The sequence below is a fragment of the Photobacterium sp. TY1-4 genome (genome assembly GCF_025398175.1).
GTDB lineage: Bacteria > Pseudomonadota > Gammaproteobacteria > Enterobacterales > Vibrionaceae > Photobacterium.
Genome location: NZ_CP099734.1, coordinates 695,001 through 706,726 on the forward strand (window position 1 = coordinate 695,001; position 11,726 = coordinate 706,726).

Annotated in this window: 10 protein-coding genes; 6 read left to right on the forward strand and 4 right to left on the reverse strand. The window is 55.8% G+C overall.

The genetic code is table 11. The features are described 5' to 3' along the window. Window positions 1-4: 4 nt before the first annotated feature. Entirely contained in the window at window positions 5-472 is a 468-nt protein-coding gene (rnhA, locus tag NH461_RS03420) for a ribonuclease HI (protein ID WP_261601900.1), read from the reverse strand. A gap of 51 nt (window positions 473-523) precedes the next feature. Between rnhA and dnaQ the strand changes: the two genes are divergently transcribed. After that, on the forward strand, window positions 524-1,255 hold the full coding sequence (dnaQ, locus tag NH461_RS03425; RefSeq protein ID WP_261601901.1) for a DNA polymerase III subunit epsilon: 732 nt from the start codon (window positions 524-526) through the stop codon (window positions 1,253-1,255). A gap of 7 nt (window positions 1,256-1,262) precedes the next feature. Further along, a complete protein-coding gene (locus NH461_RS03430; protein ID WP_261601902.1) occupies window positions 1,263-2,504 on the forward strand; it encodes a TIGR03503 family protein in 1,242 nt (413 codons plus the stop codon). Between the two features lie 407 nt (window positions 2,505-2,911). On the opposite strand, the gene fadE is transcribed toward NH461_RS03430, so the two are convergent. Continuing rightward, window positions 2,912-5,362 (reverse strand): acyl-CoA dehydrogenase FadE, encoded by a 2,451-nt coding sequence (gene fadE, locus NH461_RS03435; protein ID WP_261601903.1) that lies wholly within the window; start codon window positions 5,360-5,362, stop codon window positions 2,912-2,914. Between the two features lie 423 nt (window positions 5,363-5,785). Here fadE and dauA point away from each other — a divergent pair, with 423 nt between their 5' ends. From dauA to NH461_RS03450, 3 genes are all read left to right on the forward strand, one after another. Then, window positions 5,786-7,504: a C4-dicarboxylic acid transporter DauA gene (gene dauA / locus NH461_RS03440; RefSeq protein ID WP_261601904.1), complete on the forward strand. Its 1,719-nt coding sequence runs from the start codon at window positions 5,786-5,788 to the stop codon at window positions 7,502-7,504. 77 nt (window positions 7,505-7,581) lie between these two features. Beyond that, window positions 7,582-8,163 (forward strand): D-sedoheptulose 7-phosphate isomerase, encoded by a 582-nt coding sequence (gene lpcA, locus NH461_RS03445; RefSeq protein WP_261601905.1) that lies wholly within the window; start codon window positions 7,582-7,584, stop codon window positions 8,161-8,163. Between the two features lie 44 nt (window positions 8,164-8,207). Then, on the forward strand, window positions 8,208-8,996 hold the full coding sequence (locus NH461_RS03450) for a class II glutamine amidotransferase (RefSeq protein ID WP_261601906.1): 789 nt from the start codon (window positions 8,208-8,210) through the stop codon (window positions 8,994-8,996). A gap of 108 nt (window positions 8,997-9,104) precedes the next feature. Here NH461_RS03450 and purN read toward each other — a convergent pair whose 3' ends face one another. Further along, window positions 9,105-9,752: a phosphoribosylglycinamide formyltransferase gene (gene purN / locus NH461_RS03455; protein WP_261601907.1), complete on the reverse strand. Its 648-nt coding sequence runs from the start codon at window positions 9,750-9,752 to the stop codon at window positions 9,105-9,107. A 2-nt stretch (window positions 9,753-9,754) separates the two neighbouring features. After that, the gene (gene purM, locus NH461_RS03460) at window positions 9,755-10,795 is read right to left on the reverse strand and encodes a phosphoribosylformylglycinamidine cyclo-ligase (RefSeq protein WP_261601908.1); all 1,041 of its coding nucleotides are present in this window, start codon (window positions 10,793-10,795) and stop codon (window positions 9,755-9,757) included. A 196-nt stretch (window positions 10,796-10,991) separates the two neighbouring features. Between purM and upp the strand changes: the two genes are divergently transcribed. Next, the gene (upp, locus tag NH461_RS03465) at window positions 10,992-11,618 is read left to right on the forward strand and encodes a uracil phosphoribosyltransferase (protein WP_261601909.1); all 627 of its coding nucleotides are present in this window, start codon (window positions 10,992-10,994) and stop codon (window positions 11,616-11,618) included. Window positions 11,619-11,726: the final 108 nt, after the last annotated feature.

Below are 11,726 nucleotides of genomic sequence, written 5' to 3' on the forward strand. Positions count from 1 at the left end.
GTAGTCAGGACGCGGCTTGGTAGCCGGTATCGTCCTGGGTTGGTGATTCCGCTGCCGCTCGGGCCAGTTCATCACAGCGTTCATTTTCCGGATGTCCGGCATGCCCTTTGACCCAGTGCCAGCTGACTTGGTGGCGTTGCGTTTCCGCATCCAGGCGCTGCCAGAGATCGGCATTTTTGACCGGTTTCTTGTCGGCCGTTTTCCAGCCGCGTTTTTTCCAGTTATGGATCCACTGGGTGATCCCCTGGCGCACATACTGGCTGTCGGTGGTGAGATCAACCTGGCACGACTCTTTCAGGCTTGCCAGGCCAACAATCGCGGCCAGCAGCTCCATCCGGTTGTTGGTGGTCAGAAAAAAGCCTTCGCTGAGCTCTTTTTCATGTTGCTTGTAGCGCAAAACGGTCCCGTAGCCGCCGGGTCCCGGATTGCCCAGGCAGGATCCGTCGGTGAAAATTTCTACCTGCTTCGTCATCTTTGGTAGTATTCGCTTTAGGAAAAACTTTAGTCTGACACAATCGATACTATGAAAGCTACTAACGACCGCATTATTGTATTCGATACCGAAACAACCGGTATGAATATGACCGGCCCTCATTATGAAGGGCACTGTATTATTGAGATCGGCGCGGTTGAAATTATCAACCGCAAGCTGACCGGGAACAGTTTCCACGTCTATATCAAACCGGATCGCACGATTGATGCCGAGGCGATCGATGTCCACGGGATCACCGACGAATTCTTGCAGGATAAGCCGACCTACGCGGAGGTCCATGATGAATTTATGGACTTCATCCGGGGGGCCGAGCTGGTCGCCCATAACGCGCCCTTCGATATCGGCTTTATGGATTATGAATTCGGCAAGCTGAACCGGGGGCTCGGCAAAACCGAAGACTTCTGCAAAGTCACCGATACTCTGGCGATGGCCAAGCGGCTGTTCCCGGGTAAACGGAATAACCTGGACGTGCTGTGTTCCCGTTACGGGATTGATAACTCGCACCGAACCCTCCACGGCGCATTGCTCGATGCCGAAATTCTGGCTGATGTCTATCTGATGATGACCGGTGGCCAGACATCACTGGCACTGAGCTCTGGCGAGGAAGAAAGTGATGCGGGTGCCGAAAATGCCATCCGACGTCTGGCATCGGGCAGAAAATCGCTAAAGATCATCCGACCATCGGCCGATGAATTACAAGCGCATGATGCGCGTCTGGATTTGATCGAAAAAAGTGGTGGCGCCCCGATGTGGCGTCAGTAGAGGTTTTATGCGGCGGTTATTACTCATCGGGTTGTTGTTACCTGTGCTGTCTTGGGCGAAAGACAGCACGGTAATGTCGTGGCTGGATAACCGCTTTAGAATTGACCCATCGGTCGAGCAGGCCTCGTTTATGGTGAAGCGGGCTGAGAACAGCCAGCCGATTGTTCTGGTGCGGCCGGATGGTAAAAAGTATTACTCGATTCGCCATCCCAAGCACGTGTCTTGGTATGAAGAGCCGGGGATGGACATTATCTCGATTGAAAATCCGATGCCCGGGCCATGGCAGGCGGTGGGGCAGGTGACCCCGACCAACCGGATTGTGGTGCTCTCGAATCTGACACTGGAAGTGGCCGACATGCCCGCGCGTCTCTATCAGTCAGAGACCCTCAAATTTACCGCGCGACTGTTTGAAAACGGCCAACTGCTGCACAACCGGGATTTTATCGACCGGGTGAAAATGTCGGTGGTGTTTTACGAATTTATCGAAGGCAGTGAAGACTTACCTCGTGAAGCCTGGCCCAGCCCGATCCCGCTGGGCGAGTTCGCCGATGACGGCCACAATTACGATGAGGTGCCGGGCGACGGGGTGTTTACGGTGGCGATGCCGATCACGGTTCAGCCGGGGAAATACCGGGTCAGAATCACGTCCGGCAACGGCATTTTTCTACGTACCGTCGAGCAGGAAGTCCTGGTGTATCCGACCCCGATGACCGCCAGTTTTATTCAGGGGCGGGGACACAATGAATCGCATCAGGTGGTGGTGGAAACCGAAGCCGGATCTCTGAAGCCGGGTTCACTGGCGGCGCATATTGTGCAGACCAACCCGGAAGGGAAAATGCGCATCAGTCAGCAGCATGCGATGCCGGATGAAGACGGTTTGACCGTGCGTCTGCCCAATGGCGAAGCGCCGGGCCGCTACTCCTGGTCGGGGTGGCTGTACGGCACCGATAATTTCAATGAGCGTGAGCTGATTTTCCAGCTGCCGGAAACCAATTTTGCGGTGATGGCGGAGCTGCAACTGGATCGCAACCTCGAAGACTTCCGGGCACAGCAGGAAGCCAGAGCAAGGCAGGAAGAGCTGCTGAGACAGGCTGAGGAAAGGCAGGCCGCCCGGGATAAGGCAGTGAAGATCGTGCTTGGTGCGAACCTGCTCATTGTGGTGCTGGTGGTTGCCGGCGTCTTTTTGTGGCGTAAGCGGAAAATGAAGAAAGTGCTGGAAGAAGACTCTTTGGTTGTGCCGGCAACCTAGGGAAGCTGTCCGGCTTCTATGGCATCTGCCATAAGGCAGCAAGACCAGCCATGAAAAGGGATCCATGAACACGAAAAAGGGAAGCGGTTGCTGCCCTTTTTCGTGTTCATGAGGCGGAGGCTCGCTGAGGTTGCCAGCATGTGGCAGTCGTGGACCACTATCGCTTCATCCCAGTAGCCGATGCTTGAGCCTGCGAGGATCTGCTCAGTCACATTCGCCACATGACCAAAGCATCAGTCGATAATAATCCCAATCACAGTAAGTAAGTGATCAGACATCGCGTCGGAAAAACGCAGTTATCAGGCGTTTTAACAGGCTAGGATGAGCAGTGATTGACGACGATTGGTAGAACGAACCCAAGAACAAAGGGAAGCCGAGGCTTCCCTTTGGACGTTGTGGCGGTCTGCTTAGGCCGCGATATCGTTTTTCTCGGCCGGGTACGCTTTGGCAGCCAGCTCATCCGAGTCAAAGTCGTCGACATTGATGGTGCGCAGACGGCCTGCTTCGGCACGGCGCAGCAGCTCGGCTTCACTGTCATTGATCGCATTCAGCTCCAGGCCAACCGCGGCAATCTTATCCAGTTGCATGAACGGATACTTCTTACCGGCCGCCTGGCAGATGCGGTCATAGACCGGCTCGGCAGCCAGGATATCTTTCAGGGTTTCCTCAATCATTCCAACCGCATTGTTCTCGCAGGCTTCCAGGAACTGGCCGCGACCAATCCGCGAGCGGGTTTCGCTCGGCGTCTGGATGATCCGGGCCAGCTGATGATCCAGCTTATCGGACGGTTTCACGCGACCCTGGCCCAGCGGGAAGATCACGGCACGCATCAAGGCGGCAATCGGGCGATTCGGGAAGTTACGCAGGAACTCATCGAGCGCGACCTGAGTCTGATACAGCGAGTCTTGCAGGCCCCAGTGAACCAACGGCAGATCGTCTTGCTTACAGCCTTCATCGACATAACGTTTCAGGGTTGCCGAAGAGAGATACAGCTGGCTCAGTACATCCCCCAGACGAGCCGACAGACGTTCTTTGCGCTTCAGTGAGCCGCCCAGAACCGCCATGGAAATATCAGCCAGCAGCGCCAGGTTGGCACTGTAGCGGTTCAACTGCTGGTAGTAGCGGGCGGTGGCATCTTTGCGCGGGGCAGCGGAGCCGCGACCGTCCGTCAGACCCAGCCAGAATGAACGTACCATATTGCTGATCACGAAGCCGACGTGGCCGAACAGCGCATTGTCAAAGCCGATCAGCGCCTGGTTGGCATCTTCCTGGTAAGCCGCTTCCATTTCTTCCAGCACATAAGGATGGCAGCGGATCGCACCCTGACCAAAGATGATCATCGAGCGAGTCAGAATATTGGCCCCTTCCACGGTCACCGCAATCGGTGCGCCCTGGTAGCCGCGGGCCAGGAAGTTGCTCGGCCCCATACAGATCCCTTTGCCGCCGACGATGTCCATGGCATCGATCACGCCGCGCTGGCTACGGTGGGTACAGTGGTATTTGACGATGGCGGAAATCACTGAAGGTTTCTCACCCAGATCGATCCCGGAGACGGTCAGACTGCTGGCCGCATCCATCACATAGGCGTTGCCGGCAATGCGCGCCAGCGGCTCTTCGATCCCTTCCATCTTTCCGATCGGGAGTTTGAACTGACGGCGGATCCGGGCATAGGCGCCGGTTGCCATCGCAGCGGTTTTCAGACCGCCGGTTGAGTTGGACGGCAGGGTGATCCCGCGGCCTACCGACAGACATTCAACCAGCATCCGCCAGCCCTGGCCGGCCATCTCCTGGCCACCAATGATGAAATCAATCGGCACAAAGACTTTCTCGCCTTGGGTCGGCCCGTTCTGGAACGGCACGTTGAGCGGGAAGTGACGGCGACCGATTTCCACCCCGTCGATATCTGTCGGGATCAGGGCACAGGTGATCCCCAGCTCTTCTTCATCACCCAGCAGGTGATCCGGATCCGACAGTTTAAAGGCCAGACCCAGTACCGTGGCAACCGGAGCCAGGGTGATGTAGCGCTTGTTCCAGGTCAGCTCCATCCCCAGTACTTCTTCACCTTGCCAGAGGCCTTTTTTCACGATCCCGAAATCCGGGATTGAGCCGGCATCAGAGCCCGCTTCCGGGCTGGTCAGGGCGAAACACGGGATCTCTTTCCCTTCGGCCAGGCGAGGCAGGTAGTGCTCTTTCTGGGCTTTGGTACCATAGTGTTGCAGCAGCTCACCCGGACCGAGTGAGTTCGGCACGCCGACGGTTGAGGACAACACGCCGGACACCCCGGTCAGCTTCTGCAGCACCAGGGACTGGGCATAAGCCGAAAATTCCAGACCGCCATATTCTTTTTTGATGATCATGGCGAAGAATTTGTGATCTTTCAGGTACTGCCATACTTCCGGCGGCAGATCGGCCAGCTCGTGGGTGACGCGATAGTCGTTGACCATCCGGCACACTTCATTGACCGGGCCTTCGAGGAATGCTTTTTCTTCCGCGCTCAGACGTGGCGCCGGAATATCATGCAGTTTGTTCCAGTTCGGCGCCCCGCGGAACAGATCCGCTTCCCACCAGACGGTCCCGGCATCAATTGCTTCTTTCTCGGTGCGGGACATCTCCGGCATCACGCCCTTGAAGGCTTTCAGCGCCGGCTTACTGAGCAGGTTTCTGCGCAATGAGATGAGGTTGAGCGGAACAGCAATCAGGACAAAAGCCAGCCAGCTGTATTGGCCGATGACATCCAGCAGTGAGCCCAGTGCCAATGCGGCCGCCAGGGTCACGGTAAAGGTTTTGAGGTTGGCTCGGTGGTAGGCGAGCACACCTGTGATACCAATGAGCCCTAGCAGGTACACGAGTGTTACCATGTTGATTCTCCTTATCGGGGCATGAATGTTGTTATTCTTGGGTACAGTTTATGCAAGGTAAGAGGTCTTACCACTTGTGGTAAGTGTAAGGTGTTTTTTAAGGAAATGTAAAATAATTTTCTGGTCTGAAAGCGGTCCGTTATCGCGAAGTATCGTTGTAATCCTTGTGAAATCAGGGATTGCGCCAGATCATCAAGCAAGAAAAATGAGGTTGCGAAAATAACTCATACAATTAATATGGTTTAATCCTGTGACCGAGTTCACGCTCTCGGGTGTGCTGACACGAGAGTGCGCGATCGGCTCACAGCTGCGTTAGCTGAACTCCCCCCGACTTCCGACTGACAACTGCCCGCCGGATCCCGCTTTCGGGGATGACAGCCAAGTGAAATTCATTTCTTTTGTACGTCGGTACAGGGGTAAGTCGTGTTGATATTTGATGCATTAAAACAGGCGTGGCGGGAAGGCTATTCTTTTGCTGCGCTCCGGGCTGATCTGGTGGCGGGGATGACCGTCGGGGTAGTCGCAATTCCGTTGGGAATGGCACTGGCGATTGCGATCGGGGTGCCGCCTCAGCACGGTTTGTACACGGTGATCGTCGCGGGGCTACTGGCGGCCCTGTTTGGCGGCTCGCGCTTTAACATCAGTGGGCCGACAGCGGCATTTGTGGTGATCCTGTTGCCGATCACCCAACAATATGGACTCTCCGGCCTGATGCTGGCGACCTTGATGTCCGGGCTCATCCTGTTACTGATGGGCGTGTTGCGGCTGGGGCAGTTGGTTGCCTATGTCCCGTACCCGGTGACGACCGGCTTCACCGCGGGGATCGGTCTGGTGATCGCTTTCCTTCAGCTGAAGGATCTGTTGGGGCTGCAGGTGAGCGGCAACCCGATTCATTTCCCGGAAAAAGTGATGGCTTTCGGCTGCGCCTTACCGAGCGTGAACTGGGCCGATGCCGGTGTGGGCGTGGCGACCATCGCCGTGTTTATCGGCTGGTCGCGGTTGAAACAACGGATACCGGCTCATGTGGTTGCCCTGGTGGCTGGCACGGTGGCGGCGCTTGCGCTCAATCAGTCAGACCGTTTGCATGTTGCTTTGTTGGGAGAGCGGTTCCAGTACCAGATTGGCGATTTGATCGGCCAGGGGATCCCACAGGTACTGCCGTCTCTGATGCTACCGTGGCAAGAGACGCCGATCACCACCGAGCTGGTGGTGGCCCTATTGCCGGCGGCATTTACCATTGCCTTGCTCGGTTGCATCGAGTCGCTGTTGTGTGCCGTGGTGGCTGACGGGATGACCGGGACCAAGCATAACCCGAATGGCGAGCTGGTGGGTCAGGGCCTTGCCAACCTGGTGGTACCATTTTTCGGCGGGATCCCGGCCACTGCTGCGATTGCCCGGACGGCAACCAACATTCGCGCCGGGGCTTTTTCGCCGGTATCGGCAATTGTGCATGCCCTGTTTGTCCTGGCGGCCATGTTGCTCCTGGCGCCGGTGCTGGCCTACATCCCGATGAGTGCGCTGGCCGGGCTGCTCATCATGGTGGCCTGGAATATGTCGGAGGCCCCGCACTTTGTCCATACCATGAAGGTGGCCCCGAGACGGGATGTGGCGGTTCTGCTGGTTTGTTTCAGCCTCACCGTGGTGTTTGATATGGTGATTGCGGTCGCGGTCGGGCTACTGTTGTCCGGAATTTTGTTTATTCAGCGCATGGCTTCGCTGACGTCTGTCACGGTGGTGGCACAGACGCACCCGCATCTGGATTTTGGCGAGGATGTGGTGGTGTATGATATTAACGGCCCGCTGTTCTTTGCTGCCAGCGAGAAAGCGCTGAGCGTGATTGGCCGTCTGCCGCAGCCGCCCCGTGCGCTGGTATTGGATTTTACCGATGTGACGACCATGGATATTACGGCGATTCGGGCCCTGGATATGGCCCTGGCCAGGGCCGGGGATTATCCGGTGTATCTGCTGGGGGTTGCGGCGCACGTTGAGCGGAAGCTGGCGGCCGCCGGGGTCCTTGCCGCCACGCAAGTTCAACTTTACTCATCTCCGCAGTCATTACGTGAGCATTTGAGCACAAAGCGTCACAATGTGGCGCCTCAGGAGTCGACACCTTCTGTGGTTTCTATGTACACTGCGGGCTAGGGCAGAGAAGCCTCTGCCGGGCGGGATAGCTGCCTGGCCGGGGCTCAGAACCGTAAATCAATAATAGAGATGAGCCTATGTACCAAGACCTGATCCGTGCAGAGCTGACAGAAGCTGCTGACGTACTGAACCGCTTTCTGAGCGATGAGAAGAACCTTGCTGATATTGAAGCGGCGGCGAAGCTGCTGGCAGCATCGTTTAAGCAGGGTGGTAAGGTATTGTCCTGCGGAAACGGCGGGTCCCACTGTGATGCAATGCATTTTGCCGAAGAGCTGACGGGTCGTTACCGTGAAAACCGTCCGGGGTATCCGGGCATCGCCATTTCTGATCCAAGCCACCTGTCTTGCGTCAGTAATGACTTTGGCTACGAGTACGTCTTTTCGCGTTACCTGGAAGCCGTCGGTGCCGCAGGCGACGTGCTGTTCGGTCTGTCCACTTCTGGAAACTCAGGCAATATCCTGAAAGCGATTGAAGCGGCAAAGGCCAAAGGCATGAAAACCATTGCCCTGACCGGCAAAGATGGCGGCCAGATGGCTGGTTTGGCCGATGTGGAAATCCGGGTTCCTCACTTCGGATTTGCTGATCGTATTCAGGAAGTTCATATTAAAATTATCCATATTTTAATTATGCTGGTTGAAAAAGAAATGGCTTCGGCGTAAGTCCGACCATCGAGACAACCGGGTCAATGAGAGTATAAAGGACTATGTGTGAGCTACTTGGCATGAGTGCCAATGTGCCGACGGATATTTGTTTCAGCTTTACCGGGCTGATGCAGCGGGGCGGTAAAACCGGCCCGCACCGGGACGGGTGGGGGATCACGTTCTACGAAGGACGGGGGTTTCGCACGTTTAAAGATCCCAATCCCAGCTGTTACTCGCGAATTGCCGAACTGGTTCAGGAATACCCGATCAAAAGTTGCGCCGTGATCAGCCATATTCGCCAGGCCAACCGCGGCGGCGTCAGCCTGGAGAACACCCATCCCTTTACCCGGGAATTGTGGGGCCAGTATTGGACGTTTGCCCATAATGGTCAGCTGACCGGCTATGACGCGCTTGATACCGGGCGTTTCAAGGCGGTGGGCGATACCGACAGTGAAATTGCATTTTGCTGGTTGCTGAATCAACTGGAAGCCCGCTTTCCGGAGCAGCCTGAGCAGATGGAGCCGTTCTACGCATTCGTGGCGACGTGCTGTGATCAACTGCGCCAGCTTGGTGTGTACAATATGTTGCTCAGTAATGGTGAGTATGTCTTTACCTACTGTACCAACAATCTGCACTGGATCACCCGCCGGGCGCCGTTTGGCCGGGCATCGCTGATTGATGAAGACGTGACGATCGACTTTCAGCAGGAAACCACGCCGAATGACGTGGTGACGGTGATTGCAACCCAGCCGCTGACCAATGATGAAAGCTGGCATAAGATGCAGCCCGGCGAGCTCAGTGTGTTTTATCTGGGTGAGCAAATCTTTAACCGGGTGGTGACGTCGACCTGAGTGGCTCGCCGCAATCCAACGGTCGTGCCCGAAGCACAAAGATAAAAAAACGCGACCCGGAGGTCGCGTTTTTTATGTTTTATTATCCATGCGGTTCCGGCCAGCGGTTTAGGACTCGTCCGTGGCATAGCCGGTCGGTGGCAGGATTTGACCGTCAAGGATCGCGTGCTCATCGGCCATACTCAGACGCCCTTCGGTAAACCAACGGGTGACGAGTGGGTAGATGCGGTGTTCCTGCTCCTGAACCCGGGCCATCACTTCTTCGGCGGTATCCCCGGCGAAAATCGGCACCTTGGCCTGGAGGATCACCGGTCCGCCGTCGAGCTCCTCGGTCACAAAGTGAACGCTGGTGCCATGCTCCGAGTCACCAGCATCAATGGCGCGCTGATGGGTATGCAGTCCGGTATATTTCGGCAGCAGAGATGGGTGAATATTCAGCATCCGGCCCCGGTAGTGGCGAACGAACTCATCACTGAGAATCCGCATGAAACCCGCCAGGATCACCAGATCCGGGGCAAAGGTGTCCATCTGCTCGGCCATCGCGCGGTCGTAACTGTCGCGATCGCTGAATGTGGCTGCCGAGAGGTGCACGGTCTCGATCCCGGCCAGGCGCGCACGCTCCAGACCATAGGCATCTGCTTTGTTGGAAAGCACCGCCGCGATCCTGGCATTGGGAAGACGACCTTCCGCGCAGGCATCAATCAAAGCCTGAAGGTTGGAGCCGCTCCCGGAGATCAGGACAACGATGTTTTTCATCGTTATTTGATCTCCACTTGCTCTTCACCCGCGTCAGCGGCCGCGATTTCACCCAGCAGCCAGGCATTTTCGCCTTCCGCGTTCAGGATCTCAATTGCCTGCTGCGCCTGGGTTTGCGGCAGAGCAATCACCAGGCCGACACCACAGTTGAAGGTGCGGTACATCTCGTAAGTGTCGACGTTCCCGGCTTGTTGAAGCCAGCTGAACACTGCCGGCCATTCCCAGCTGTTGCCGTCAACCACCGCTTTGGTGCCTTGTGGCAGAACGCGTGGGATGTTTTCCCAGAAACCGCCGCCGGTGATATGAGAGATCGCATGCACCTCGCAGCTTTCCATCATTTTCAGGGTCGATTTCACATAAATTTTGGTCGGCTCCAGCAGGTGCTCTGCCAGAGGTTTACCGTTCAGGTCCTGGTTCAGATCGGCTTGTGAGACTTCAATAATTTTGCGGATCAGCGAGAAACCGTTCGAGTGCGGACCGCTTGAAGCCACGGCAATCAGGGCATCACCCGCCTGGACTTTGCTGCCGTCAATGATCTCGGATTTCTCAACCACGCCAACACAAAATCCGGCGACATCATAGTCTTCACCGTGGTACATGCCCGGCATTTCTGCAGTTTCCCCGCCAATCAGGGCACAGCCCGATTGTACGCAGCCTTCACCGATCCCGGCCACCACGTTAGCCGCGGTGTCGACGTCCAGTTTACCGGTGGCGTAATAGTCCAGGAAGAACAGCGGCTCGGCGCCCTGAACAATCAGATCATTGACGCACATCGCGACCAAATCGATCCCAATCGTGTCATGTTTGTTCAAGTCCATCGCCAGGCGAAGCTTGGTCCCAACCCCGTCGGTACCAGAAACCAACACTGGCTCTTTGTACTTGGTCGGCAGTGAGCAAAGCGCTCCGAATCCCCCGATGCCGCCCATGACTTCCGGACGGTGGGTGCGCTTGACAACCCCTTTAATACGATCAACTAAGGCATTGCCCGCATCAATATCCACACCAGCATCTTTGTAACTAAGAGAAGAGTTGTTGCCGCTCACAAGAGATCCCTCATCGCATTAAAGTAAAAAAGCGGGGCTATGATAACAGCAGTCAAACCAGAAAGGAAAACGTTTGCGTCAATAAATTTGCCTGGGTAAAACCTGAGCAAACGCAATGCATACCCCTACACGACAAGATGTAGTCTAGTGTATAATAGTGCGATTTTTTGAAAATTTGCTTGCTTAGGAGCCAGACATGAAAGTCGTTGAGGTAAAACACCCACTGGTAAAACATAAGATTGGTCTTATGCGCGAAGGTGACATCAGCACGAAACGTTTCCGTGAATTGGCAACGGAAGTTGGTAGCCTGCTGACTTATGAAGCGACTTCAGACTTCGAAACAGAAAAGGTTACTATCGAAGGCTGGAACGGTCAAGTTGAGATCGACCAGATTAAAGGTAAGAAAGTAACGGTTGTTCCGATCCTGCGTGCAGGTCTGGGGATGATGGACGGCGTGCTGGAGCACATGCCAAGTGCCCGTATCTCAACGGTGGGGATCTACCGCGACGAGGAAACGCTGGAGCCGGTTCCGTATTTCCACAAGCTGGCTTCTAACATTGATGAGCGCATGGCGCTGGTGGTTGACCCGATGCTGGCAACCGGTGGCTCGATGATCGCCACAATTGACCTGCTGAAAGAGCACGGCTGTAAATCCATTAAAGTGCTGGTTCTGGTTGCTGCACCAGAAGGGGTTGAGGCTCTGGAAAAAGCGCACCCGGATGTTGAGCTGTACACTGCGGCAATCGATCAGAAGCTGAATGACAAAGGATACATCGTTCCGGGTCTGGGCGATGCCGGCGATAAGATCTTCGGTACCAAGTAAGCATCAACATCAGTGACACAAGAACCGGGCCCTGCCCGGTTTTTTTCTGTCTGAGATCTGCCGAACCCTTATCCGGTGCGGGACATGTCTCTGACTCCAACCTCTGAA